This window comes from Kitasatospora sp. NPDC097643, assembly GCF_040302625.1.
Lineage (GTDB): Bacteria > Actinomycetota > Actinomycetes > Streptomycetales > Streptomycetaceae > Kitasatospora.
Genome location: NZ_JBEOSA010000014.1, coordinates 44,157 through 70,293 on the forward strand (window position 1 = coordinate 44,157; position 26,137 = coordinate 70,293).

At 76.5% G+C, this 26,137-nt stretch carries 15 protein-coding genes; all 15 read right to left on the reverse strand.

What is annotated here, in order from left to right; all coding sequences use genetic code 11:
• Nucleotides 1-5: 5 nt before the first annotated feature.
• The 15 genes from ABTY15_RS12320 to eccCa all read right to left on the reverse strand — a co-directional run bounded on the left by ABTY15_RS12320 (nucleotide 6) and on the right by eccCa (nucleotide 26,085).
• On the reverse strand, nucleotides 6-920 hold the full coding sequence (locus ABTY15_RS12320; protein ID WP_350580701.1) for a TIGR03619 family F420-dependent LLM class oxidoreductase: 915 nt from the start codon (nucleotides 918-920) through the stop codon (nucleotides 6-8).
• 80 nt (nucleotides 921-1,000) lie between these two features.
• Nucleotides 1,001-1,687 (reverse strand): hemerythrin domain-containing protein, encoded by a 687-nt coding sequence (locus ABTY15_RS12325; protein WP_350580704.1) that lies wholly within the window; start codon nucleotides 1,685-1,687, stop codon nucleotides 1,001-1,003.
• Between the two features lie 63 nt (nucleotides 1,688-1,750).
• Nucleotides 1,751-2,497: a helix-turn-helix domain-containing protein gene (locus tag ABTY15_RS12330; RefSeq protein WP_350580707.1), complete on the reverse strand. Its 747-nt coding sequence runs from the start codon at nucleotides 2,495-2,497 to the stop codon at nucleotides 1,751-1,753.
• Between the two features lie 96 nt (nucleotides 2,498-2,593).
• Nucleotides 2,594-8,857 carry a WXG100-like domain-containing protein gene (locus tag ABTY15_RS12335; protein ID WP_350580710.1) on the reverse strand — a complete coding sequence of 2,088 codons (6,264 nt, stop codon included), beginning with the start codon at nucleotides 8,855-8,857 and terminating at the stop codon, nucleotides 2,594-2,596.
• A gap of 104 nt (nucleotides 8,858-8,961) precedes the next feature.
• Nucleotides 8,962-9,360, reverse strand: a complete 399-nt coding sequence (locus tag ABTY15_RS12340; RefSeq protein ID WP_350580713.1) for a WXG100 family type VII secretion target — start codon at nucleotides 9,358-9,360, stop codon at nucleotides 8,962-8,964.
• Nucleotides 9,353-9,784: a YbaB/EbfC family nucleoid-associated protein gene (locus ABTY15_RS12345; protein ID WP_350580715.1), complete on the reverse strand. Its 432-nt coding sequence runs from the start codon at nucleotides 9,782-9,784 to the stop codon at nucleotides 9,353-9,355. The genes ABTY15_RS12340 and ABTY15_RS12345 overlap by 8 nt, the downstream gene beginning before the upstream one ends.
• A 53-nt stretch (nucleotides 9,785-9,837) precedes the next feature.
• Nucleotides 9,838-12,090, reverse strand: coding sequence for a WXG100 family type VII secretion target (locus tag ABTY15_RS12350; RefSeq protein WP_350580718.1), 2,253 nt, complete (start codon nucleotides 12,088-12,090; stop codon nucleotides 9,838-9,840).
• A 24-nt stretch (nucleotides 12,091-12,114) separates the two neighbouring features.
• Nucleotides 12,115-12,771 (reverse strand): hypothetical protein, encoded by a 657-nt coding sequence (locus ABTY15_RS12355; RefSeq protein ID WP_350580721.1) that lies wholly within the window; start codon nucleotides 12,769-12,771, stop codon nucleotides 12,115-12,117.
• Between the two features lies 1 nt (nucleotide 12,772).
• On the reverse strand, nucleotides 12,773-13,063 hold the full coding sequence (locus ABTY15_RS12360) for a WXG100 family type VII secretion target (RefSeq protein WP_153466951.1): 291 nt from the start codon (nucleotides 13,061-13,063) through the stop codon (nucleotides 12,773-12,775).
• Nucleotides 13,064-13,113: 50 nt separating this feature from the next.
• Nucleotides 13,114-13,446: a WXG100 family type VII secretion target gene (locus ABTY15_RS12365; protein WP_350580724.1), complete on the reverse strand. Its 333-nt coding sequence runs from the start codon at nucleotides 13,444-13,446 to the stop codon at nucleotides 13,114-13,116.
• A gap of 178 nt (nucleotides 13,447-13,624) precedes the next feature.
• Nucleotides 13,625-16,939: a right-handed parallel beta-helix repeat-containing protein gene (locus tag ABTY15_RS12370; RefSeq protein ID WP_350580727.1), complete on the reverse strand. Its 3,315-nt coding sequence runs from the start codon at nucleotides 16,937-16,939 to the stop codon at nucleotides 13,625-13,627.
• Nucleotides 16,936-19,242: a hypothetical protein gene (locus ABTY15_RS12375; protein ID WP_350580729.1), complete on the reverse strand. Its 2,307-nt coding sequence runs from the start codon at nucleotides 19,240-19,242 to the stop codon at nucleotides 16,936-16,938. The genes ABTY15_RS12370 and ABTY15_RS12375 overlap by 4 nt, the downstream gene beginning before the upstream one ends.
• A gap of 14 nt (nucleotides 19,243-19,256) precedes the next feature.
• On the reverse strand, nucleotides 19,257-20,645 hold the full coding sequence (locus tag ABTY15_RS12380) for a type VII secretion protein EccB (RefSeq protein ID WP_350580732.1): 1,389 nt from the start codon (nucleotides 20,643-20,645) through the stop codon (nucleotides 19,257-19,259).
• Between the two features lie 17 nt (nucleotides 20,646-20,662).
• Nucleotides 20,663-22,054, reverse strand: coding sequence for a type VII secretion integral membrane protein EccD (gene eccD, locus ABTY15_RS12385; protein WP_350580735.1), 1,392 nt, complete (start codon nucleotides 22,052-22,054; stop codon nucleotides 20,663-20,665).
• Nucleotides 22,051-26,085, reverse strand: coding sequence for a type VII secretion protein EccCa (gene eccCa / locus ABTY15_RS12390; protein ID WP_350580745.1), 4,035 nt, complete (start codon nucleotides 26,083-26,085; stop codon nucleotides 22,051-22,053). The genes eccD and eccCa overlap by 4 nt, the downstream gene beginning before the upstream one ends.
• Nucleotides 26,086-26,137: the final 52 nt, after the last annotated feature.

The window sequence follows — 26,137 nt, forward strand, 5'->3', positions numbered from 1 at the left end:
AACTGTCACGGTCCGGTCAGTTCGGCCGTGAAGGCCGCGGCCAGGTCGAGGAACTCCTCGGGCGAATCGGTCGTCAGCTGAAGGTCCACCAGCACCTCGTCCGTCGCCGACCCGCACATCACCCTGAGGTGGTCGCAGATCTGGCGCACCGTCCCACGGTGGTGGATCTCCGAGGAATCCGCCTCCACCGTGGTGACCTCGGGGTTCACCCGGAACACCCGGCGCAGGCCCGCCGGGTCCCGCCCCGCCCGCTCGGCGGCCTCGACGGCGACCGCCCAGAGACCGTCGAGGTAGGGCACCGGCATCGAGGCGGCGAGCCAGCCGTCCGCCCGCCTGCCGACCCGCTCCAGGGCGGGCGGGGTGAAGCCGCCCAGCAGGATCGGCGGCCTCGGGCCCTGGCGGGGTTTGGGGAGCACGGTCGACTCGGGGATCGTCCACAGCCGGCCGGTGTGGACGACCGGATCACCGCACCACACGGCGTCCAGGACGTCGAGGGTCTCCTCCAGCCGGGCGCCGCGGCCCTGCCAGGGCACCCCGGTGGCCTGGTACTCCTCCCGCATCCAGCCCAGCCCGATGCCCACGTCCAGCCGCCCCCGGCTGATCAGGTCGAGGGTGGTCAGCGCCCGGGCGAGCACCAGGGGCGGCTGCCACAGGACGTTGAGCGTGCTGCTGCCCAGCCGCACCCGTTCCGTGACCGAGGCCGCCAGGCCCAGGGCGAGCAGCGGGTCGAGGTGGGTGCCGTACCGGACGGGCATCGGCCCCCCGCTCGCGTAGCCGTCGGGGGGCGTGAGCGGCGACAGGAGCCGGTCGCCCACCCAGAGGCTGTGGCAGCCCAGTGCTTCCAGCGCCGTGCACATCGCGGCGCTGCGATCGGGGTCGGCGAACGGGCCGAACTGGGGCACGGAGAATCCGATGCGCATCGGTGGGAGTTCCTCGGTCGGGACGGCGGGGGTGGGACGGGAGGGGGTGGGACGGGAGGGGGTGGGACGGGGACGGCCCATCAGGCGGCGGTGCGCCGGCCGCGGATCCGGTCGGTCTCGCGGCGGTACTGCCGCTGCCCGAAGAGCCGCCACAGCACCCGGGCCGGAAGGGGCAGCCGGGTGAAGAACTCCCGGCGCTCCTCGGGCGAGCTGTCCTCCAGGATGGCGCCCAGGGCGATCATCAGCCGGTTCTTGGGCGTCTCGGCGAGGCCCCGCTCCCCCACCGCCTGCCACTGCTTCTCGTTCACGTGCAGCGCGACCAGCGGCATGACCTCCCGCTCCTCCTCGTCGAGATGGGCGCACAGCTGCCGGTGGTGCCGGTGCAGGGCCGCGACGAGCTCGTCTCGGTCCTCGGTCAGGGCACGGGACTCCCACCGCTCCACGAGCCCCCGGACCTCCTCGATCCCGGCGCTGAGCCCGTGGTGCTGCGCCTCCATCGCCAGGACCTGCTCGGCGTCGAGGTCCAGGTGGGGCAGCAGCACCGGCCAGAGCATCTCGTCCTCGCCGGTGTGGTGGGCGTGCAGGCCGACGGCGTACTGCCGCCAGTGCTCGGCGAGGATCCGGGAACGCTCGGTGTCGCCGGGGCGCACCTCCTGGACGAGTTCGGCCAGCAGGCGCGACTCGCGGCGGAACACCTGGTGGATCATCGCCATTTCGCGGGTGTAGTGGTGGACGGTGGTGGCATCGGAGGAGTTGCTCGAAGTCATGACACCAGTCTTCGGAGCCCGGTTGCAGGGCACTTGCACCTGACTTGCCGCGATGCGCCCGTCTCAGGCCGGCGGCAGGGCCCGGGCGAGGTCCTCGGCCTCGCGCAACTGCTCGACGCCCAGCCGCCGGAGGTCCCGGAGCAGCAGGGCGGCGTCGGTGACGGCCCCGCCCGGCGCCGGGGCGTCCGCCGGCAGCGGGAGGCCGAGGACCGCGGCGAGGTCCGCCGCGGGCACGGCCAGCACGGTGGCGAGGTCGGCGACCAGCTCCGGGGTCAACTCGGCCTCGCCGGAGGCGATCCGGCCGTAGACGGTGGCCATCCGGGAACGGCCGGTCAGCAGCTGGACGACCTTCGCCGTGCCGTTCCAGCCGAGGTTGCGGGTGGCGACCATCCGCATCAGCAGGTTCCCCGGCGTGCGCCGGTCCGGCCGGGCGGCGGGCAGGCCCTCGATCCGCCCGCGGTGCCGTGTGGACGGCAACTCGGCGACGCCGGCCCGGAGTTCGGCCCGGGACGCGGGCGGCAGCGCGAGGACGAGCCGCACCAGACCGGTGATCGAGGTGGTGGCCATGCCACCGGCCGGGGCGAGGTCCTCCGGCAGCGGGAGGGCGGCGAACTCGAAGAGGTCGGCGGCGTCCAGGCCGAGGGCGGGCGCGAGCCGGCGCAGCAGCGCGGGTTCGGGCGCGGCGCCGGCGAGGACCGCGGCCACCTCGGGCTCGGCGGCCCCCGCCCGCCGGGCCAGCTCGGCGGGCGCCAGGCCCCGGTGGTCCAGCAGACGGGCCAGCAGGACGGCGAAGCCGGGGAGCTCGATCACGGCCGCCAGCATAGACGCCCCGCCGGTGCGGACGGGCGCGAACCGAGGCGACCGGGCACGGCCGGACGTGCCCGTACGGGGGAGGTTCCGGACGGGTCACTCGGCAGCGCCCCCTCCCTCCGCCCCGTCCGGGGGCAGCACCAGGGCGGGGTCGAGTTCGAGCAGCCGCGCCAGGTCGGCCAGGATGCGCCGGGCACCGAAGTCGCCGCTCCGCGCGGCGAACGAGGCGATCTCGGCGGCGAGGTGCTCCGCGACGCCGGGGAGCAGCTCGATCGCGCTCGCGGTGTTCTGGGCGGCGTCGGAGCTGTTGAAGTACTCGTGGAAGGGCAGCACGTACTCGAGATCCACCGCCAGCATCTCCCGGTACCTGTCCTCGTCGAAGGTGAAGTCACGGAACTCGAAGCGGGTCTCGGTGACCTTGGCGACCGAGGAGAGCAGGTCGTCGAGGCGGGTGGCTTCGGCTACCGCACGGCCGGAGGGGGTGCGCACGTACAGGTCCTGGTAGCCGCTCCACTTGGTGCCCGCCAGGCCGAGGCGGTCGTTCGGCGTGCGGGTGAAGCCGGCCTCGACGGACGGCCCCAGGCGGGTGCCGCCGACCCACGTGCCGCCGTCGGCGAGCAGACCGGTGACGGCCTCCGCGACGTCCTGCTCCGACCGCCAGTCCAGCAGCCAGGAGTCCTTGTCCATCACCACGTCGAACCGCTCGCCGGGGTGGGCCTTGAGGTACTCGTCGTACGTCAGCGCGTGGTAGTCGACGGTGAGCACCCGCCCGCCCGGGCCCTCGACGGTGATCGTGGCCACCGCGTCGTCGACCTTCCTGACCGTGGCGACGGTGTGGCCCGGCCCGGCGTAGGAACCCAGCGAGCGCTCCAGCGCCTCGACCACCACCTCCAGGTGGGCCTTGCGGATCGCGTCGGTGAGGTCCTTCGGATCGACCCCGACCAGGGTCATCTCGGTGGCACGGGTGGTGAAGAGCGGGTGCTCGATGTCGGAGTTGGCGCCGAGGTAGAGCAGCGAGCGCCCTTGCGGCCCGTCGCCCGCCGCGGTCAGCCGGTTGAGGGCGAGCGTGGTCTCGTACTTGGGCGTCAGCGTGAGCCCGACGGCCCAGCGGCCGAGCGCCCGCTCGTCGACCCAGGAGGGGTGCTCGCCGATGGCGGTGGCGGCGCGCTCGGGGCGGGGACCGTTGTTGAACAGGTACGTCTGGGTCTCCTCGTCGACTCCGTGCCGGATGGCGGCCTTCAGGGCGTCGTGGTCCTGCGGGGAGAGGTTCCACGCGGCGGCCCGGTCGGCGGCAAGAGTGGCGTTCCGGTCGGCGGCGCTGCCGCTGCCCTCGGCCGGGGGGTGCGGACCGGCGGCGGGGGTGCCGTGGCCGCCGGCGGCCGTACTGGTGCCCCCGGCCGTACCGGTGCCCCCGGCCGGGGTGTGCGGATCCGCGGCGGGGGCGCGGGGGGCGACCTCCCCGACGTACCGGTCGGCGGCGGTCGGGTGCTCCACGGTCACGACGACCCGACGGAGGGTCGGCCCGGTGCTGCTCCCGGCGGCCTCGCCCTCGGGCGGCTCCTGCCCCCGGGAGCGCACGTCGATCTCCAGGTCGGCCGCTGTCAGGCCGGGGTGGCGGTCGGCCAGGTGGGTGTCGAGCCGCCGGACGAGGTCGGCGGCGACGGCCTCGGCCCGTTCCCGGCCGATCGCCATCGCCCGGCCGAAGTGCGGACGGCCGTCGACCGTCCCGTTGCCGTGGCCGGTGACCGTGAGGCGCGGCAGCGGGAGCCCGGCGGCCGCACGCCCGGCCACGTCGCGGGCCAGCTCGGTGGCGAAGGCCTCGGCCCGCGCGGACTCGGCCCCGGCGAGCTCGGCCGAGCCCTCGGTGAAGGCGAAGGCACGGTGCTGGGCGGGCGCGGGGTCCGGTGAAGAGGCGTGGTCGTGCGCGCGCGGGACGGCGGACGGCGGCGACTCCGGGCCGGCGGACGGGAGCACGTCCGGCACGTGGTGCGGCGGGTCCGCCGACCGCCCCGGGTGCGCCGACAGACCTTCGGCCCCCGGCCGTTCGACGGCCTGGACACCGCCCGCCCGCCCGGACCCGTCGGTCTGCGGTGCCTGCGGCGGGAGCTCACCGGATCCCGGCGCGCCGTGCCCGCCCGCCGCGCCGTGCGCACCCTGGGCAGCACCCCCCTGCGGGCCGAACCCGCCCTGCGCGCCCGCTGCGTGGGGGTCCGGCTGCACGACGTGGCCGCGGTAGTGGTGCCAGAGCCAGGGCAGGACGGGCAGGACGTCGTTGACTATGGCCCGGTACAGCAGCTCGGGCCCGTCCTGGTACTGCTCGGGCCGCGTGCTGAAGTACCTGTCGCACCTGGCCAGGATCTCGTGCACCTCCCGGCTGTTGTGGCCCTGGTAGGTGGCGAGGGCGTCGCGCAGCGTCTCGAACTTGCGTGCCACGTGCTCGATCCGGTCGCCGAAGAAGGCGCCGCGGGCCGCCTGGTCGTCCCGGTCGACCGCCGGAAGTCCCAACCGGTGGCGGATGGAGTCGAGTTCGTCGAGGCCGAAGCCGCGCTCGTGTCCGTACACCTCGACCGGCTTGCGCCACCGGGCGTGCTCGTCCGGCGGCTGGTAGGCCCGGCCGGCCTGGTAGCCCTTCACGTCGAACTGCTTGGAGTACCGGCCGGACGCCGTCGGGGGGTCGGGGACGATGACGCGCTCGTAGCCCGGCGCCAGGCCGCCCTTCTCGGTGATGCCGTCGCCGACGTCGTGCCACTGCGTCATCCGGACCGCGCCGCTCGCGTCCGCCTCCTCCAGGTAGGAGACCCGGTGGCCGATCAGCGCGACGGCCTCCAGGTTCCCGGAGCGGAAGCCGAGGTGGTCGAGCTGGTGGTGGCGGTCGAGGTGGTCGTAGAGCAGGAACTGGCCCGTGCGGGTGTTGCCGCCCCAGGAGGTGAGCTCCGGCGAACCGCCCTTCCAGAAACCGGTGATGTGGTGGACGGTGTCGGTCTTCAGCTCGGTGCGCAGCTCCATCACGAGGTCGTCCCACTTGTCGCTCTTCGCCGGGTTCGGATGCGGGTCGCCGGTGATGATGACCGCGTCGTAGGAGCCGACGACGTCGCGCACGATCTGCCGGATGCCCTGGAAGCCGGTGTCGTGCTCCATCCGGCTGCGAAGGTCGCTCCACTGGGTGGCCTTGCCGGTGAAGCGGGACCAGAGCACCAGGACCCGGCCCGGCCCGGCGGGCAGGTGGATCCCGCGGCCGGCCAGCCAGTCGCCGATCCGGCCGTCGTGGGCGTCCGTCAGACCCCAGGCGGTCCGCACGGTGTCCCGCAGCTCCTGGGAGAAGACCTCGCTCACGTAGCCGGTGCCGTCGGTGACCCCCCAGATCTCCTTGACCTGGTACATGTCGTGGTAGGCCTTGTGGATCCCCCAGTCCTGCTGCGCGATCCGCCCGGCCTCGGCCTTCAGGGCCTGCCAGACGCCGTGCTTCTCCATCCCCGGCACGTCGACGAAGAGGATCCGGCTGTCGTCGATCCCGCTGGAGCGGTAGAAGTCGGCGATCGCCCGGGACTTGTCCTGGACGGGGTCGTGGCCGGGTGCGCCGAGCGCCGGTCCGCGCGCGATCAGGACGTGCAGGCCTGGGTCGTGCAGGAGCGAGACGCAGATTCCGAACTGGTCGCCGGACGCGTAACCCGGCTGCATGATCAGCGAGTTGCGGGAGGTGTCGGGCGGTGCCGGCTGGGCGCTGCCGGTTGCGGCGGCGCCGGTGTGCCCGGGTCCGGCGGCGGTTCCGCCGGGCGTGCCGTGCGAACCCGTCGGGGTGGTGTGGGTACGCGGGGCGACCGTCGGCACGTCGACGGGGTGCAGCCTGGCCCCGCTGCCCTGCCGCTTGAGCGGGTCGGAGACCGGGTCCACCCAGGTGTTGCCGCGGTCGTGGGGTGGGGCGGCGGCCCGCGCCCGGTCCCAGGTCGGGTGGTGCGGGCCGGCGGGCGGGGCGGCCAGGTCGCCGACCGCGGCGGAGATCAGCTGGAGGTGCCGCTCGCGCAGGCCGGCCTGCCGCAGGCCTCCGGGAGCCGGGGCACGGTAGTCGCCGAGCAGGCTGCCGGCGCCGTCGGGGCGGTGCGGCAGGTCCTTGGTGCGGTACTCGTCGCGCAGGCCGAGCTGGTGGCCCACCTCGTGGGCGTAGTCGACCGGTTCGGCGTCCGCCCACCACGACCGCTGGTCCATGCCCCGGTCGCGGCCGACGAGGTCGACCGTCAGGTGCGCCGACTCGCCCGGGGCCGCGTGCAGGACGGTGACGTGCAGCCGGTCGCCGTTGGCGAGCCGGTAGCCGGGCCGGTTGTAGTGCTCCTCGACGCCCTCGGCCACCCTGCGCCAGATCGCCGGGACGTCGTGTCCGGAGCCGCCCCGGAAGGCGATCCGGACCGTCAGGTCGGTGACCGTCCGCCCCTCGTGGGCGACCCGGCGCGCCTCGAAGCCGGAACGGACGACGAAGCGCGGCGTGGGGTCGAGCCGGGCCGGCGGGACCGGCGGGCGGGACCCCGGGGGACGCGGGTCCGCGGTGGCGGGGTGGACGCCCGGGCCTTCCTCGGCGGCGGGCCGCGGACCGGCGGCGCGCCCGACGCCCGCCTCCGGGCCGGAGCCGGCCGCCGCCGCCGCGGTCGCGGTCGCGGTCGCGGGGCGCGGGGTCGACTCCGCCCGCTCGGCGGCCGGTCCGCCGGCGCTCTCCGTCCGGGTGACCGGTCCGTTCCTCGGGCGCGAGCCCTCCGCGGCAGCGGGCCCGGCGGCGGGCCGCGCGGGACCGCCCGCGGCGGCGCCCGGGGCCGACGGACCGCCGGAGGTGACGGGCCTGCCGCCGGCCGGAGCCGGGCGGCCGGCCTGCGCGGACGGGGCCTCGGCCGCCGAGGGGCCGGACGCCACGCCCCGCGAGCCCTCGGTGCGGATCTCCGGTGCACCGGTGGGCGTCCGGCCGGCGCTCGCGGCGCCGCCTGCGGGCGCGCCGGTCCCGGGGCCGCCCGCCGGCGCGGTACCGGAGGCGGGGCCGGCCACCGTCCGCACGGCCGGCCCCGCGTGCCCGCCGGACGACGCGCCCTCGGCCGCCCGACCGCCGCCGGCCTGCGGCCCGGAGGCGCGCACGGCTGCCCCGCCCGTACCGCCCTGCCCGCGGCCGGAGCCCGTGGACGTGCTCGCGCCGACCGCGCCCTGCCGAGCGGCCGCCGCTCCGCCGGTGCCCGCACCCCGGGTCGTCGTCCCGGCAGCGCCGTGGCTGCCGGCCCGGCCGGTGTCGGCGGTGGCCGGCCCGAAGCCCGGCAGGACTGCGGCGGCCCGCCCGGATACTGCGCCCGGCGGACCACCGGCGTGTTCGCGTCCGGGGCCGCCGGAGGTCCGGGGACGGTCGTCGGCGACCGGGGCCGCCGGGCCGGACGCGCCCCGGCCGCCCGCACCACCGGCACCGCCCGGTCCGGACCCGCCCACCACCGGCACCGGGGCGTCGGCCCGCTCCGGCGGCCCGGCCTCCGGCAGGTCGAGTACCGGTTTGTCCGGCAGGTCGACGTCGACCGAGTCCACGTCGACCTTCTCGCCCTTGCCGCCGAACCGCCGCCGACCGCCGCCGCCGATCGCGCCCACGGCACCCGCCAGGACGGACGCGCCGAGGAGTTCCTCGCCGCCGAAGGCGCCCAGCATGATCCCCGCGGTGGTCACCCCGGTGGCCGCGCCGAACACGCCCTTGCCGACCAGCGAGTTCGCGAACCTTGGCACGACCACGCCGCCGATGCCGAAGAAGACCCCGCCGACGGCGCCGCCGATCGCCCCGGAGACCGCGGCGGAGACGGTGTTGTCGACGCTCCACTGCGTCCGGTCGCCCTTGAGGAGTTGGACGGTCTGCACGGCGGCGTCCAGGCCCAGGTTGAGCGCCACACCCGCGGCGACCGAGATCAGCAGGCGCCGCAGGATCTTCTTGACCGCCGCCCGCGCCGAAGTGATCGCGGCCGGGAGCACCTCGGGCGCGAAGAACGCCCACTGCGCGATCTGCCCGGCCAGCAGCACGAGTTGGCCGAGGATCATGTACTTCGAGTACTCGATCTGGACCCCGGTGTGCCGGCCGAGCTTGCCCAGCTGCTTCGAGGACTCCGCCATCTCCGGGAGGGCGGACTCCAGCTGGGTCACGAACGCCCGGAACTCCTCGGCCACCTGCCCGCCGATGCTCTCCAGGACGCCGTTGGCCGACGACCCCATCCCCTCGCTGATGCCCCGCAGTTCCTGCGCCGCGTCGTCCCAGGCGGAGCCCAGCTTCCGCAGCCTGTCCTCGTCGCCCTTGGGCCAGGACTGGCCGACGGCCAGCTTGGCGACCCAGGCGAGGGCGGGGGGCATCTCGACGCTCATTCGGCACCGTGTTCTTCGTCGGGTTCTTCGTCGGCGGTCACAGGGAGGTGGGGCCGGCCGGCCCCGGCGGCACGCGGGCACGCGCGGGGGCCGGCCCGCGAGGGTCAGCGGCGCCCGACGTGGGGCCCGCTCGAGCGCGGCCCGTGCCCGGCGTCGCCGAGGCCGGGCAGGTCGCCCGGGACGGCGGAGGTCAGGGTCCGCAGGGCCTCGACGTTCTGCTCCTCGGTCCGCCGGAAGCCCCTGGCCATCGTCCCGATGCCGTCGACGGTGCTGTCCAGCACCTCGGCGGTGCCGCCGACGGCTTCCGTCAGCTGTTCCTTGGGCGAGTGGTACTGGTCCCGGAACTCCCGGCCGGTGTAGTCGTCGCCCCAGCACTCGCCCAACTCGCCGAGCCGGGCCTCCAGCCGGCTGCCGACCGACCTGATCAGCCCGGCCAGCTCCTGCACCTGCGGCGTGGCGGCCGCCAGCCGTTCGGTGTCGACGGAGAAGACGTGGTCAGCCACGGTCCGCCCCCTCGAAGCCGTGCTCGACGTACTCCCGGACGGTGTCCGGCAGGGCCGGGTCCTCGGGCAGCAGCGCCGCGGGGTCGACCCGGCCCTGGAGCAGGTCGCCCACGGTGACGCCGGGCGGCAACCCGTCCGACACCACCCCGGCCACCGTCTCCAGCGCCTCCTCCCGGGCCCGCGCGGCTGTGGTGACCAGCAGGTCGGCCAGCTCCTTGGGCGCCATCCGGCGGTAGGCGCCGGTGGGGAACTCGATCGCGGTGAGCTCGCCCTGGGCCCCGACGGTGACCTTGACCGCCTGCCGGGGATCAGTCGCGGTCGCCGTCGTGGCCGCGATCCGGCGCCGGGTCTCGGCGGCCTCCTCCCGCTGGCGGGCGTACAGCGCCAGCAGGTCCTCGATCTCCTGGTCGTAGGGGCTGGACACGCGTGTTCCTCTCGTCGTCGGGTCTCGTCGTCGGGTCGTTCCGGGCGGGCCGGTCAGTGGGCCGTGCCGGAGGCGGAACGGTCCGGAACGGCGCCCCAGGTGCTCTCGTCCTGGACCAGCAGGTGGGCCACCCCGGACCGCCCGGCGGTCTCGTCGGCCTGGTCCGCGTCGGCCGACACGGCCTCCTCCGCCGGCGCGGCGGGCTCCGGCAGGCCGTCGCCGCAGCCCGTCACCAGCGGGACGGTGACACCCGTTCCGTCGCCCGAGCCGCCGGCCGTGCCGGAGACGAGCCGGTCCGGCTGCCAGGTCGACCAGGGCTCGGCCGCCTCGGTGCTTCCCCCGTCGGCCTCGTCGGCGGACCGGCTGTCCCGGCCCGGTCCCGCCGCCCAGAGCAGCGGGACGAAGGCACCCGCGCCGCGCTCCCAGAGGGCGGTGTCCTCCTCGGCGCCGTCCACGGCGGGCCGAGGAAGTACCGCCGTCCGGTCCTCGGCGGAGCCCGCCCCACCCTGCGCCCCGGCGGACGGGACGGCGGCGGCACCGGGGCCGGCCGCGGCCGGGGTGCCGAAGCCGGGCAGGACGACGGCCGGGCCGGCACCGGCCGGAGCACCGGCGCTCGCTTCCGCCGGGCCCGCGGCCACCGGCCCGGAGGCCGTCCAGGGGTCGGTACCCGCGTCCAGCAGGCCCGAGGCCTCGGACCGCGATCCGGTCCCGTCCCCGGTGTCACGGGCGGCCGCCGCCGGGCCGGCCGCCGGAAGGAACGGCACCCCGCCCACGGTGAGCCCCTCGCCGCCGGCCGCCGCGCCGGTGTCCGATCCGGCCTCCCGCTCCTCCTGCTCCGTCCCGGTCTCCCACGGTTCCGCACTGGGCGTCAGCAGGCCGGAGGCGTCGGACCGTTCACCCGCGTTCTCGGACCGGTTGGAAGCGCCTCCCATGCCGGGCATGAAAGGCATCCCGGCCCCGGCCAGTCCGGCCGGCAACGCCGACTCGGTGGCGGCGCCGGCCGGCAGCCCGACGGGCGCGCCGTCGCGCAGCTCCTCGGCGGCTTTCTCCTCGCCGTCGGCGGGACCAGTGGCGCCCACGCGACCGCCGAGGCCGAGCCCGCGCGGGAAGCCGGCCAGGCCGGAGGTGGTGCCGCGGCCCGTGGCGAGGCCCTCGGGCAGGGCGCCGATGCCGCCGAGACCGGCCGTCCCGCCCAGCGCGAGCGGGGGGATCGCGGACAGCGCGCCGAGGCCCGCCCCGCCGAGGCCGTCCAGGCCGCGCAGCGAGTCCACGGAGCCCGGCCCGCCCAGCCCGCCGAGGCCCGGGGAGGAGAGCGGGTCCAGTCCGTTGAGGCCGGGGAGGCCGGGGAGCTCGCGACCGGGACCGCCGAGGTCCAGCCCGCCGGGGAACGCGGAGCCGTCGAGGCCCTTGAGGTCCCCCGGGCCGCCCACGCCGTCCAGCCCGCCGACACCACCGAGGTCCCCCGGGTCGCCGAGCCCGCCGGCGCCGCCGAGGCCTCCGCCGGCGAGGTCGGCGAGGTCGCCGCCGCCCGGGAGCCCCCCGCCGATCCCCGCCGGGTCGGGCAGCGGACCGGGACCGCCACCGGGGAGGTCGGCGGTGTTCGGGCCGTCGCCGGTACCCGGACCGTCGACGGGCGAGGGCACCGGCTGCGGGGAGACGATCGCGTCCGAGGTGAACTGGTAGTGCGAGGCCAGGGTCTTCAGCACGACCCGCATGTCCTCGCTCATCGCGTGCACCAGCTCCGGCCGCAGGCTGATCGGGATGAGGCCGTTGGACATCGGGGTGATGCCCAGCGCCTGCGCCCGGTTGGCGTACCAGGTGTCGATCTCGACGATCTTGAGCTGGGCGTTCCGGAGCGTGACGGCGTTGTTCGCCAGCTGATGCGGCACCGAGTGCATCCCGGTCGAACCGCCGGACAGCACCTTGGCGTTGGCGAGGACCTGCCGGGAGAAGGTGGTCATCGTGTCGAGGAAGGAGTCCGCCGCCGCGCCCCGCCACGGCCCGTCGTCCCCGGCCAGTGCCTTGGCCTGGTCGACCAGGCTCTTGCCGACCGCCTCCAGCGCCTTCTGCACCCGGTAGAAGGTGTTGGCGGCGTCCTGGAGGGACTGCGGGTCGGAGATCGCCCGGGCGTGGGACCGATTGGCCTCATTGCCGACCCCGGAGGACATCCCGTTGATGGCCGCCATGATCTGCTTCCAGTCCCACACCTCGTAGTCGCCGCGCGAACCCGTCGCGGAGGGGTCCGGGTTGCCGAAGACCGCCCCGTCGTCGCCCTGGTGGAAGCCGTGGTCGTTGTAATCGGGCACGTCCGCTCTCCTTTCGGTCCTCGGTCAGGACGGGGCCGGGGAGTTCCCTGCGCCGGGACCGGGCTTGTCCGTTCCGGCGCCGCCGGCCACGGTGGCGACCGCGTTGAAGTCGCCGACCGCGTCGGACAGGGCGTCGTGGAAGTCCCTGGCCGTCATGCCGTTGGCCTCCTCCACCGTCCGGTACTTGGCGCTCAGCGCCTTGACGCCGTCCCGTAGGTCGGTCAGCCCGGTCACCAGCGAGGCCAGCGCGTCGGTGAACTCCTTCTTCAGCCCGGTGTCGTCGTTGGGTCCGTTCACCTTGTTGCGCATCATGTTGGCGTGGTAGAAGGCGCCCGGCGCGACCGAGACGTCCTCGAGGGCCGTGGCGACGTCCTTCACCGGTTGGATCAGCCGGTCGATGTTGGCGGCGAACAGGTCCAACGACGGCGTGCTGACGGCGACCCCACCGGGGCCGGTCGCACCGTTGCGCGGCACCACGGGCACCGGGAGCGGGGTGGAGTCGCCGAACGTCCCGTGCCCGGCGCCGACGTTGGAATCGCCGTCCCAGTGGATGGAGACGCCGGTGCCGTTCCCGCTCTCGTTGCTGCCGGTGCCCAGCCCGTAGTCGTTGTTGTTGTAAGTCCCGTCGGAGGCGTTGTGGGAGTCGTCGCGGGCGGCGAGGGAGTCGTCGGTGTCCGCCATGTCACTGCGCCCAGAGGCTCACGCCGTGCCGCTCGCCCGCGTGGTACGCCTCGTGGATCTGGCCGAGGGCGGTGGTCGCGTTCTGGGCCTGGAGCACCATGTCGGCGGCCGCGGCGTCCCACTTGAGCTTCGCCGCGTCGTAGGTGCCGCGGGCGTCGCTGCTCCACTCGCTCAGGTGCTGCTTGGTGCCGTCGTCCAGCTGGCTCAGGGTCTCCTGGAGCCTGTTGCTGATCGCGGCCATCTCACCGACGACGTACTCGACCTGGTTCATGTTGACGACGTACGTGCTCATGCGTGACTCCTCTGGTGTGCGGGGCGGCGGGTAGGGCGGGGCAAGGCCGGTCAGAAGCCGGGCAGCGGGTTGGCCATCCCCCTGCCGAGCTGGGCGGCCACGTCCGTGGTGGCCTGGTGGGTGGTCCCGTAGCTACCGGTGTTGGCCTGGAGCTTCTCCAGCATCAGACCGAGCTGTTGGCGGACGGTGCCGAAGTCCTGGAGCCAGGTGCTCATCGCGTTGAGGAAGGTCGCCGAGGCGTCCCCGGTCCAGCTCGACCCGAGCGCCTCGATCTGGCCGGCCATCTGGGTGTAGGTGCGGTTCACCTCGTCCACCGCGGTCTGGAAGCTGCCCTGGGCACCGAGCATCCCCTCGATGTTGACGGAGGTCGTCTGATTGGCCATCGGCCGGTCCCTTCGGTCCTGGTGCCCCTGTACCCGCCCGGCTCGCGGGTCGTCCGCGGCCGGGCGGCGGGGTGGGGAATGTCCCGGTCTGTCATGCTGGTCCGCGCCGGGCCGGCCGGGAAGCGGATCGCGGCCGCGCTGCCCCGCCGACCCCCGATCGCTGCCCCGGCCGACCGTCTCACGACCCCGCCGACACCGCGGCCGCCGGTTCGTGGACGGCGGGCGCCGGTACGTCCGGCCGGCCGACGACCGCCCCGCCCGGCCCGCCCGGGGGCGGCACGTCCGACGGGAGCACGGTGCGGGACCCGGCGCTCCCGGCGATCCGGCGCGCCAGCAGGTGGGCTCCGCGGGCGCCGTGCGCCGGGTCCTGCCCGGCCAGCACCGCACGGGCCTCCGGCCCGACGACCAGGCCCAGGGCCGCCAGCCGCCGCTCCGTCAGCTCGGCCAACTCCGCTCCGCTGTATGCGGGGAGGCGCAGGTACTCGGCGAAGCCGCCCGCCAGATCGGTGCGCGCGACCAGCAGGTCCATCAGGTACGGCGCCCGCCCGGAGAGCACCAGGACGGCGCCGTGGGCGTCGCGTCCGGCGGCCTCGACCGCCAACGCATCCACCACCGCCGCCTGTTCGGCGGCGGGGCGGCGCTCGAAGAGCGGATCCGCCTCGACCAGCAGCACCCCTCCGGCGGCCTCCCGGAAGGCGTCGGCCAGCCGGGCTCGCGGCTGCTCCGCCCACCGGGCCGGGACGGCGGACAGCGGCAGCCGCTCCAGCGTGCCCAGCGGCACGAGGCCGGCCCCGGCCAACGAGCGGGCATAGGCGGCGGCAAGGGCGCGCCGACCACTGCCGGGCGGTCCCTCCAGCACGACGTCCGCCGGGCCGGCGGTGCCCTGGTCGCGCTCGACGAGGACGTCGAGCCGGGCGGCCAGCGCCTGCCGGACGGCGGTGAGGCCGGTGAGCCCGGCCAGGTGGCACGAGGCCGCGGCGGCCCGTGACGCCAGGGGCGCGGCAGGGGTGGCGGCCGGCGCCGGCGGCGTCTCCCCGGCCGGCCGGTCCCGCCGTTCGGCCTCGCCGGGCAGGGCGGTGAGGTCGGCGGCGGTCAGGCGGCTGAGCTCGCCGTCGTCGGCGGGCGGCCGGACGGCCAGCCGGGACGCCTGGTTGCTGATCATCGTCTCGAAGACCTGGCGCGCGACCCGGCCGTTGCCGAACGTCGGCCCCTTGGGGACGTCCTCGAAGTGGCGGGTCAGCGCCGCCACCGCGTCCCCGGTCAGTTCGTAGCAGTGCTTGGCGCACAGGCCCCGGACGATGGTGACCAGTTCGGCCGGCTCGTAGTTGGGGAACTCCACCGTGCGCGAGAACCGGGAGGCCATGCCGGGGTTGGAGGCCAGGAACTGGTCCATCTGCTCGGAGTAGCCCGCGACGATGACGACGATCTCGTCGCGGTGGTCCTCCATCAGCTTCATCAGGGTCTCGACGGCCTCCTGTCCGAAGTCCGGCCCGGTACCCCGGGACTGGTTGGTCAGGGTGTACGCCTCGTCGACGAAGAGCACCCCGCCGAGCGCCTTGGTGAAGACCTCCGTGGTCTTGATGGCGGTGCCGCCGATGATCTGGGCGACCAGGTCGGCGCGGGCCACCTCGACGATGTGGCCCTGGCCGAGGATGCCCAGTTCGGCGAGGACGGCGCCGTAGAGCCGGGCCACCGTGGTCTTGCCGGTGCCGGGCGGGCCCGCGAACACCAGGTGGCGGCTCATCGGGGGCATCGGCAGGCCCATCTCCTGCCGCCGCTGGGTCATCCGGTTGAGGTTGATCAGGCCGGTGACCTCGCGCTTGACGCTCTCCAGACCGACCAGCGCGTCCAGTTCGGCCAGCGGCCCGGTGCCGGGGAGGCCCGGGACGGCGCCGGTGCCGTCGGCCGGCCGCGCGCCGTCCGCCCCCGCGCCGTCCCCGCGCGCGCCGGGCTCCGGACGGGCGGCGGTCCCGTTGTCCCGGACGTCGCTGTCGTGCACCAGCGCCGAGCCGTCCGGGCCTGCCGACCTGACCCCGTCGCCCGCGTTGTCGACGACCGTGCAGTTGCCGAGGTCGGCGCGGGCCCCGGCCCGCACGTCGACGCCGTGGCCACGCGCACCGCTGATCCGGCAGCCCACGGCGGTGAACGAGCCGCCCGCCAGGACCTGTACGCCGTGGGCCCCTGATCCGGTGAACTCGCTGTCGTGGGCGGCCAGTTCGCCCTGCTCACCGACAACCGCGGGGCAGCCGTCCAGCATCGAGTCGGCCAGCCTGACGCTCGCGCCGTCCAGCACGCCGAGGCCCCGGCCGCCGCCGGTGGTGCCCAGCCTGACGCCGGTGAGGCGTCCGCTGGTGGACCGGCCGGCCAGGTCCACCGCGTGGCCGCCGGCGAGAGTGATCTCCGCCTCCCGCAGGGCCAGTTCGGCCCCTCCGTCGGCCCGGACGCCGTCGCCGGCCGTCCCACTGACGGTGAGCCGGTCCAGCTCGGCGGCGGCACCGTCAGCGAGCCGGACGGCCGTGGTGGCGGCGTCCCGCACGGTCAGTCGGTCCGCCACAACGATGCTGCCGGCGCCGGTCACCCGCAGGCCCACCGGTGCCCCGGTGATCCGGACGTCCTCCAGCACCGGCCGGGCGCCCCCGGTGACCTCCACCCCGGTGTCGGCCGCACCGTCGACCGTGCAGCCGCGCAGCACCGGCGCCGCCCCGCCCGCGACGTGCACCGCCTGGCCGGCCGACCCCTCGAAGGCGCAGCCGGCGAGGACGGTCTCGCCCCGGCTGGTCAGGTAGGCGTCCACCGCGGCGCTGCCGGACACGGTGACCCGGCGCAGCTCGGCCCGGGCCTCCTGTTCGACGGCGACGCCCGGTTTGGCGCTGCCGGTGATGCGGGTGGCCTCGATGACGACCGTGCCGCTGCCGTTGACGCAGACACCGTTGCCCCGGGGACGGACCAGTCGGCAGTCCCGCACCTCCAGGCGTCCGCGCTCGGCGACCACGACGGCCGAGGAGCCGGAGTCGGCCACCTCGGTGTCCTCCAGCACGCTGGCGCCGGTGGAGGTGACCACCACGCCCGCGCCGTGCGGGTTGTCGACCCGGCACCCGCGCGCGGCGAGGGTGGCGTCCTGCCGGACCAGCACGGCGGCCCACGCCTCGCCGCGGATCCGGCAGCCGTCCAGCGCGGACTGCCCGCGGCGCAGGTCCAGCACCGGGGCCTGCCGGTCGGTGCCGGAGAGCACCAGGCCGGAGAGCCCGACCGCCTCGGCGTCCACCACGACCGTGCTGCCGGCGACGGCGTGCACCTCGACGGTCCCGCCGTCGCCGGCGCCTCCGACATCCCCGGCGGCCACGGTGACTGCCCGGGTGATGACGAGCGCCTCCTCGTACCGGCCCGGGGCGACGGTGATCAGCGCCCCCTCGGGGGCCTCGGCGAGGGCGGCGGAGATCGAGCGGTGGGCGCCCGGGCGGACCGGGGAGACCAACAGCACCTGCCTGCTCACGGGCGGGCTCCTTCCGAAGGGGTGGTGAGGACCAGGCCGGGCGGGTCGGCGCCCTCGGCGTCGTCGTCGGTCCCGGCACCGGCGAGCGCGGGCAGGATCCGTTCCAGGCCGGCCAGGGCCAGCGCGTCGAGCTTCGCCGGGCGCAGCTGCACCCGGCCGTCGGTGGTGATCTCGGACGGGGACAGCTCGCGCAGCAGCACGGTGCGCCCGTCCACCCGCAGCACCTTGAAGCCGGTGCCGGGCAGGAACAGCACCCGGTCGGGCACGGACGGGTCCAGCAGGGCGGTCCGACGGGCCGTCATCGACCAGACCAGCACATCGGTCCCGTCCGACGGGCCCGGGTGCAACGTGGTGCGGGCGTGGCAGAAGGCCCACTCGGTGAGCAGCTCCCCCTCGCGGTAGAGCGCCCGCTCCGACGCGTCCAGCCGGGTACGGAGCAGCGCCGGCCCGCGGTACGAGGGCAGCCGGCCCAGCCCCGCCGCCACGCAGCGGGCCAACGGCACGTGCGGGCCCGGGACCGCGCTCCGGACGGCGGCGTCGGCCCGGCGGCCGTCGCCCGAAAGGTAGAGCCGGACGGCGACCAGCTCGGTCAGCGCCGCCGTCCCCTCGGCCCGGCCCTCCCCGCGCAGCCCCGGGGACTCCGACATCACCCGGGACACCGAGCCGGCCATCGCGTTGAACTGCTCGCTGAACGTACGACGCACCCAGTCCCGCTCCTGGTCGATCCCGCGCTCCGACGGCACCGCACAGGCGGCAACCGTCGGCGTCGGCTGGATCCGCACCCGAGCGGGTGCGGGGGTCGGGGGCGGGGTCGGCTCGGGCAGCGCGGGCACCGGGTGGCGCGACGGCTCCGGCGCGCGGTCGGGCACCGGGCGGGCCGCCGCCGGCGCGGGCACGGGCCCGCCGGACTCCAGCCGGAACCGCGGTGCCGGCGCCGGGGTCGACCGGTCCGGTGGCGGACCGGACACGGTCGGCGCGGGGACGGCAGGGCTCTCGCTCCCGGCCACGGACCGCGCCGGCTCCGCCCCGCTCGCGTCCGGGCGAGCCCTCTCGGGCGTGACCGACTCGTGCGGGGTCACGCTCTGACGAGCGGTCTCCGGTGCTGCCGGTTCGGGACGGGCCGTCCCGGGATGTGGGGCTTCCGGGCCTTCCGGCCCGGGAACGGGCGTGACGACGGACGAGGCCGAGGGCACGACCGCTGCCCGGGACGCGGCCGGAGTCGCAGCCGCGGGGGCGTGACCCTCCACCGCGTTCACGCCCGCCGTCCCGGGCGCAACGGCCCGAGCGGTGCTTTCGGCGGCACCGACCGGCTCGACCGGCAGCAGGGCCGGTGCAGGAGCAAGGCCGGAACCCGCCCCCGGAAGCCCCACGGCCGCCACCACCGGAGCAGCCGGAGCCGCCCCCGGCGCCGGCGGGGCGAAGCACGGGCCGGCCGCCGGGTGGTTCACCAGCTCCCCGGCCCGGCCCTGCCCGGTCCGGGCCGGGGCGACGAGGACGCCCCCGGTGTCACGGACCGCGGCCGGGAGGGCGGCGTACCGGACGACCGGGTGGCCGAGTGCGTCGGCGAGGGCCTGCCCGGGGTCGGCGGTGGCGGGGGTGTCCAGGGTGCCGTGCAGGACGAAGCGGACCGCCGGCCTGGCGCTGGGCAGCACCGTGCCCCAGAAATTTGCCACCTCGTCGAGGGTGACCGCCGGGGCGCCGGGGCTGCCGAGCACGACGAGCAGCAGTTCCGGGTCGGCCGGTACGGCCTCGACCAGGTGCCGCCGTTCGGCGTCCGCGGGTTCCTCCCGGGTGCTGCGCAGCCAGACCCCGGCGGGCAGCGGCTCGACGACCGCGTGCGGACCGGCCGGCCAGGGGCGGACGGGGGTGGAGAACTCCCAGGACGGCTTGGGGAACCGCCGTCCGTCCCGCTCGGCCGCCCCGCCCGGGAGGTACCGCAGCCACCCGTCGCCGTGGTGCGGAGGCACGAAGAGTCCGCCGGTGACGGTCGGTGTGACCTCGCCGTCGGGCGCGATCACCTCCCGGCCCAGCCGTTCGGCGATCCGCGCGGCCGCCTGCCCGACCTCGGTGCGGTCACCGCGGCCGAAGACCAGCCGCAGGCCGCCGTAGCGGGCGGGCGCGAGCAACCGGGCGACCGCCGTCCAATCGCGCTCGCCGGCGCCGGCGGGCAGGTCGACCACGACCAGGGTGTGCCGTTCGTCGCGGGCGAGGCCGCGGGCGAAGGCGACGGCCCTGCCGTCCGGGCCGCCCCTGGGGTGGATGAGCAGGGTGCCTCCGACTCCGGCGCGCAGGCGCAGTCGCACGGTCCGTTCCCCCTTCACCGGCGCGCCGCGGCGCGGCCGAGGGCGGGGCCCTCGGGCAGCAGCGCGAGGACGTCGGCGGGCAGGGTGAGGGCGCGACGCGCGTCGCCGAGGCCGAGCGCGCGGAGGGCGTCGCCGTCGGTGACCCGGTACCGGGCGCCCTGCTCGGTGACGAGGTACGGCGTGCCGCCGGCCGACGCGGTGGCGAGCACGCCGGTGCCGGGCGGCAGGACGACAGGGCGGGCGAGGAGCGGGGCGAGGACGAGCCGGACCGCGCCGCCGGGCTCGGTCCGCAGGCAGAGCGCGCCGGCGTCGGGGGCGCGCAGGCCGTTGACGGCGGGGAGGCGGTTGAGTGCGCCGCGGTCGGCCGAGAGCGGGGCCGTGGCGAGGTCGGCGGCGGTGACGGTTCGTGGGGCGGGAGCACCGGGCAGGGCTGCGAGCAGGGCGTACTCGGTCGGGCCGACCGGGGCGAGTCCGTCGGCGCGCTGCACGTAGTGGTGGGCGTCGGTGCCGGTGCCGGTGCTGAACAGCTGGCCGGTGACGGTGCTCTGGCCGGCGACGGTGCCGGCCGGGGCGCCGGCGCCGGGCGGCGCGCTCGCCGCGAGGGGCGCTCCGGTGGGCACGGCGGCGAGCCAGTCGGCCGGGACGGCGACGGCGGGCCGGTCGTCCAGGCCGAGCGCGATCAGGGCGGAGTCCGCGGGGACGGCGTACTTGGTGTCACCCACCAGCAGGTGGCGGGCGCCGTCCGGGCCGGCGACCAGCGCTGCCCGGCCGGCGGGCAGGCCGGGCAGCACGTCGGCGGCCGGCCCGAAGACCAGCGTCTGGCCCACCGGGGCGGCGCCCCCGGCCGCACCTCCCCCGGCGCCTCCGCCGCCACCCCCGCCGGCGGAGGCGGCCTGCGCTCCGCCGCCCGCCGCACCCGGTGCCGAAGCGCCGGTGACGTCCGTGCGGAGGCACCGCGCCCAGGCGCCGTCGAGCAGCCCGGCGGCGGCCGGAACGGCGTCGGGGGCGTCCGGGATGCCGACCGGGACGCCGCGCGGGGTGCCGGCCAGCACCTCGGCCGGGACCGTCTCGGGCGCGGCCGGGCCGCCGGCGATCAGCAGCGCCGAGGCCCGGTTGCGGGCCGGGCGGAGTTCGCCGTCCAGGTAGACGTAGCGGTTGCCGGTCTCCTTCTCCACGACGACGGCGCCGTCCTTGCGCCATGCGGTGCTCGCCGGCGGGGCGAGCAGGCCGGCGACGGCGAAGCCGCCGCAGAGCAGGACGGCGACGCCGGCGCCGAGGACGGTGCCGAGCGCGGACCGGCGGGTGGGGCTGTCGCCCTGGCCGGGGTCACCCCCGACGAGGGCGGAGGCCAGTCGGCCCATCGCGAACTGGTAGGACTGCACGTGGTCGCGTCGTGTCTGCACGGTCTCTCCTAGCTCTCCTAGCCGGCCAGGGCCCGCAGCCGGGCGTACACACCGATCACCTGGAGCACCAACGGCAGCAGGGCGATCGCGGTGACGGTCTCGGCGAGGTCGCCCAGGTGGCCCCAGATCGGGAGCAGCCGGGCCTGCGGCAGCCGCCAGGCGGCGGCGGGCAGCAGCGCGGCGGCGGCGAGCAGCACCGTGATCGCGGCGGCCTGCCCGGCGGGGCCGGCGGGCGCGGCCCGGAGGACGAGCACCAGCGCCGCCGCGTAGGCGCCGCAGAGCAGCGCGGGGACGCGCTGAAGGGTGCCTTCCGTGCCACGGGCGCGGAGCAGCTGGGCGGCCCCCAGGGTGAGCGGCAGCAGCCAGCCGGTCCAGGAGGGGTCGAGGACGGCCAGCAGGGTGACGGCGGCGGCCTGGACCAGGGCGGAGGCCGCGGCGATGGTGTCCAGGCAGGCGGTGGCCAGGGTGACCCGGTGGCCCAGCCGTTCGCCGGGTTCGGGCTCGATGTCGCGCTGGAGTTCGTCGGCGTCGCGCGGCAGGTGCGGCACGCGCAGCCGGGCCGCCCGCAGCGCGAGCCGCGGCGCCAGGTGGCCGAGCACGAAGAGCGCGACCGCCAGGACGGCGGCGGCCTGGACCGCGTCGGCCCAGCCGGCCCGGACGGCGATCGCACCGCAGGCCGCGGCGACGCCGGTGACCAGTGCCGTGCCGGGGACGGCCAGCGGCAGCGCGCCGATCCCCAGCAGCAGCGCGGCGAGCGCCACGACGCCGCCGGCGGCGGCCAGCACCGCGGTGGCGCCCGGGAGGTGGCCGTCGGCGGGGGCGCGCAGGGTCAGCCCGGCGAGCGCGACGAACCAGAGCGCGCCGACGCCGGTGAGCAGCACGCTGCCGCGATCGGCCCGCATCCGGGCCGTCACGGCGCAGGCGGTGGTGAGGACGGCGGCGGCGGCCGCGCAGCGCGCCGCGATGGCCGGGCCCGCGCCGGCGCCGAGCAGGGCTGCGGTGAGTGCGGCCAGGGCCCCGCCGGCGTGGACCAGGGCGAGGGCACGGGTGTGGCCGGGCCGCCACCGGCCGGGGCCCCGGCCGACGCGGTCGGCGACGCCGTCGGCGAGGTCGTCGAAGTGCGGGACGGGCAGTGGTGCTCCGGCGGGACGCAGGTGGAGGACGTCGCCGTGGCGCAGGCCGGCCGTGGCCGGGGTGGCCGCGGGGCCGAGGGGCTCGTCGCCGAGACGCTGGAGGACCCACCGGCCGTCGGCGCGGCCGGGCCCGTCGGGCAGGGCCCGGAGCAGCACCGGCAGCAGGGCGGAGACGGTGGTGGTGACGGGGACGGCGAGGTCGGCGCGGCCGGTCGGGCCGTCGACGGTGATCCGGCAGACCTCGGTGGCCTCGACCGGGGGCGGTGCGGTGGTCATCGTGCTCCAGTCGGGGCGGGGCCGGTGGGAACGAGGCCGGTCTGGACGAGCGTGACGGTGCGCCGGGTGACGAGCTGGGCGCGGCCGGCGGGCAGGGTGCGGGGCTTCGCCTCGCCGAGGAACTTGCCCTCCTCCTTGGGGTAGGAGAGCAGCAGCGCGGGGTTGCCGAGCTCCCACATCCGGCGCAGCAGCGGGTCCATGACGGCCCGCATGGCGCCGGAGGTGCTGCGGGCGACGACGACGTGCAGCCCGATGTGCCCGCCCTGGGCGAGCAGCGGCACCAGTGGGGCGGTCGGGGCGGCCGCTCCGGGGGCGCCGGTGAGCAGGTCGTAGTCGTCGACGAGGACGAACAGGCGGGGCCCCTGCCACCAGTCGCGCCGGGCCAGTTGTCCGGGGGTGACGTCGGTGCCGGGCACCCGCTGGCCGACGGAGACGACCGCGCTCTCGGCGAGCCGGGTGAGGCCGTCGGCGTCGACGGCGAGCCCGACCCGGTAGGCGTCGGGGACGTCGTCGAGCAGTCCGCGGCCGGGGTCGGCCAGCAGGATGCGGGCCTCCTCGGGGCGGTAGCGGGCGGTGATGGCCCGGATCGCCAGCCGCAGCGCGTTGGTCTTGCCGGTCTCCCCGTCACCGAAGACGGCCAGGTGCGGGGTGGCGCCGAAGTCGTGCCAGGCCGGGGCGAGGCGCTGCTCGTCCCAGCCGAGGCAGAACCGCAGCTCGGGGGTGTCGTCCGGGCCCGGGAGGCGGTGGGCGTCCAGGCGGGTGGGCAGCAGGCGGACGCCGGGGGCGGCGGCGCCGGTCGCGAAGGCGTCGATCTCGGCGACCGCGGCCTTGGTGGCGGCGGTGAGGTCCTCGGTGCGGGCGGAGCTGTCGGTCCGGGGCAGCGCGGCGAGGAAGTGGTGTCCGCCGGCGGTGAGCCCGTGGCCGGGGCGGTGCGGCACGGCGGCGGCCGCCTTGGTGCCGACCTCGGACTCCATCGCGTCCCCGAGGCGCAGTTCGAGCTTGGTGCCGAGCAGGTCGCGCAGCCGGGCGCGGAGTTCGGACCAGCGGACCGCCGAGGCGACCACGTGGATGCCGAAGGAGAGGCCGCGGGCGGCGAGGTCCATGACCCGCTGCTCCAGCTCCTCGTAGTCCTGGCGGAGCGTGGCCCAGCCGTCGACCACCAGGAAGACGTCGCCGTACGGGTCGTCGCCGAGCGGGTCGCCGGACGTGCCGCCGCCCCCGCCGCGGGCGCGCAGCGCACGGTAGGCGGCCATCGACTCCAGGCCGCGCGAGGTGAACAGCTGCTCGCGGTGCTCCAGCAGCTGGTGGAGTTCCGCGACGGTCCGCAGGACGCGGTCGCGCTCCAGGCGCGTGGCGACGGAGCCGACGTGCGGGAGTCCGGCGGTGGAGACCAGGCCGCCGCCGCCGAAGTCGAGGCAGTAGAACTGGACCTCCGCCGGGGTGTGGGTCAGGGCGAGGGCGAGGATCAGGGTGCGCAGCAGCGTGGACTTGCCGGTCTGCGGGGCGCCGACCACGCCGACGTGGCCGTCGGCGCCGGACAGGTCGGCGACCAGCAGGTCGCGCAGTTGCTCGAAGGGACGGTCCACCGTGCCGAGCGGGACCTTTAGCGCACCGCGCAGTCCGGGGTCGGGGGTGCCGAGGCCGCGGTCCGGGTCGGGTACGAGGCCGGGCAGCAGCTGGTCCAGGCTGGGCGGGGCGGCCAGCGGGGGGAGCCAGACCTGGCGGGCGGGCGGTCCGCCGTTCTCCAGCCGGGCGATCAGGACCTCGGAGAGGCTCTCGGTGGTCTCGCCGGCGGCGGGCTCGGCGGTCCGTCGCCGCAGCGCCTGTTCGGCGAGGGAGAGCAGCGCGGCCTCCTCCTCGGCGCGGGCGGAGGCGAGCGGCCCCTGCTGGTCGAGGCCGAAGGCGGTGACCTCCCGGGCGGGCGCGGTGCGGGCCTGCTGGTCGGGGTGCGGCGGCGCCGGCGCGGGGCCGGAGACGTAGGCGGCCTTGAAGCGCACGAGGTTGGTGGTGTCCACCTTGAGGTAACCGTTGCCGGGGGCGGGAGGGAGTTCGTACGCGCTGGCGGTGCCGATGACGCTGCGCGACTCCATGGCGGAGAAGGTGCGCAGCGCGATCCGGTAGGACAGGTGGCCCTCGACCCGGTGGATCCGGGACTCGTCCAGGCGCTGCGAGGCGAGCAGCAGGTGGACGCCGAGGCTGCGGCCGAGTCGGCCGACGGAGACGAAGAGGTCGATGAACTCGGGCTTACTGGCGAGGAGTTCGGAGAACTCGTCGACGACGATGAGCAGCGCGGGCAGCGGGGCCAGGGTGGCCCCGGCGGCACGCGCCTTCTCGTACTCGTAGAGCGACGGGTGGCCGGCCTCGCGGAGCAGTTCCTGACGCCGGATCATCTCGCCGCTGATGGCGTCCCGCATCCGGTCGACGAGGTGGATCTCGTCGGCGAGGTTGGTGATGACGGCGGAGGTGTGCGGCAGCCGGTCGAGGCCCAGGAAGGTGGCGCCGCCCTTGAAGTCCACCAGCACCAGGTTGAGGAGCTCGGACGAGTGGGTGGCGGCCAGGCCGACGACCAGGGTGCGCAGCAGCTCGCTCTTGCCGGAGCCGGTGGCGCCGATCAGCAGTCCGTGCGGTCCCATGCCGCCCTGCGCCGACTCCTTGAGGTCCAGTTCGACGACCTCGCCGTCCTCGGTGAGGCCGATCGGCACCTTGAGGCGGGCGTCCTGGGCCTGGCGGGGGCGCCAGCGGGCGGCGACGTCGAAGCCGCGGACGTCGCGGATGCCGAGCAGGGCGGCCAGGTCGAGGTCGGACTCCAGGGGACGGTCCCGCAGGTCGGCGCCGCCGCCCGTGCGCAGCGGTGCGAGCGCCCGGGCCAGGGTGTCGGCCTCGGCGGGGCCGAGCCGGTCGGCGCGGGCGGTGACGGTCTCCGGTCCGGCGGGGAACTCGACCCGGCCGTCGCGGGCGGTCAGCCTGAGAACCCGGGGGCCGCCGGGGACGGTGCCGGTGAGGTCGAGGAGGACGACGCCGCGCAGGCCGGCGCCGAGCAGGCGGGAGGTCTCGGGGAGGCGGACGCCCTGGGCGACGACCACCGTGAACGGCTCGGCCACGCTCGGGGTGGAGCCGGTGTCGTGGTCCGGGCGGTCGCGGACGGCGGGGCCGAGGAGGTCCAGCAGCGCGTCGTGGTCGGCGGCGGCGAGCCGGACGGGCCCGGCGGCGTCCTCCTCCTGCGGGTGGGCGTTGTGCGGCAGCCACTTCAGCCAGTCCCAGTCCCGCCGGCCGGCGTCGTCGGCGAGCACGGCGACGCGCAGCTCGTCGGGCGAGTGGAGGACGGCGAGCTGGGCGACCATCGCGCGGGCCAGGGCGAGCGCGTCCGCGTGCTCGCCGGCGAACTCGACGGCGGTGAAGCGTTGCAGGGAGACCGGGACGGGCAGGTGCGGCACTGTCTGGTGGGCGCGGGTGAAGCGGCGCAGCGAGATCGCGCAGAGCGGTTCGAGGTCCTCGACCGGCTTGGTCCTGGGGGGCAGGAACTCCAGGGCGGCGCGGCGCGTACCGGTGCCGATCCGGACCCGGGCGAAGTCCTGGTCGCCGGGCCGGCGCTCCCAGAGCCGGGAGCCCGGTACCAGGGTCCACAGGTCGGCCGGGTCGGGGTCGTTCCGGAGCAGGGCGGCGCGCTGCTGTTCGGCGGCCTGCCGGGCCTGCCGGCGCTTCTGGGCGAGGTAGCGAAGGTAGTCGCGGCGCTCGGCGCGGACCCGACGGCGGCGTTCGGCACCGGGGCGGCCGATCTGGACCAGGGTCATGCTGACCATGGCGACGCCCATCATCCCGGACATCGTGTACATCGCCGGGCCACCGTTGCCGACGGAGAACATCAGCACCATCGCCCCGGTGCCGAGGCCCATCGGCAGGTACGTCAGCACGGAGCCGAAGTCCGCGGTGGCGGGCTCGCCGAGCACCGGCGGTTCGGCCAGTTCGACCTGTTCCTCCGGCGGGCGGGGGCCCTCGGCGCGCGGTGGGCGCTTGACGACCACGGTGCTCACGGTTCTCTCCCGTCTCTCCTGCGCCCCGGGCTGCGGAGCCTGGCGGTTCGCG

Excerpts from the sequence above, each read along its gene's own strand:
- eccD (WP_350580735.1), bottom strand. The coding sequence starts at position 22,054 with ATGACCACCGCACCGCCCCCGGTCGAGGCCACCGAGGTCTGCCGGATC.
- ABTY15_RS12335 (WP_350580710.1), bottom strand. The coding sequence starts at position 8,857 with ATGAGCGTCGAGATGCCCCCCGCCCTCGCCTGGGTCGCCAAGCTGGCC.
- ABTY15_RS12365 (WP_350580724.1), bottom strand. The coding sequence starts at position 13,446 with ATGGCCAATCAGACGACCTCCGTCAACATCGAGGGGATGCTCGGTGCC.
- ABTY15_RS12355 (WP_350580721.1), bottom strand. The coding sequence starts at position 12,771 with ATGGCGGACACCGACGACTCCCTCGCCGCCCGCGACGACTCCCACAAC.
- ABTY15_RS12360 (WP_153466951.1), bottom strand. The coding sequence starts at position 13,063 with ATGAGCACGTACGTCGTCAACATGAACCAGGTCGAGTACGTCGTCGGT.
- ABTY15_RS12325 (WP_350580704.1), bottom strand. The coding sequence starts at position 1,687 with ATGACTTCGAGCAACTCCTCCGATGCCACCACCGTCCACCACTACACC.
- ABTY15_RS12320 (WP_350580701.1), bottom strand. The coding sequence starts at position 920 with ATGCGCATCGGATTCTCCGTGCCCCAGTTCGGCCCGTTCGCCGACCCC.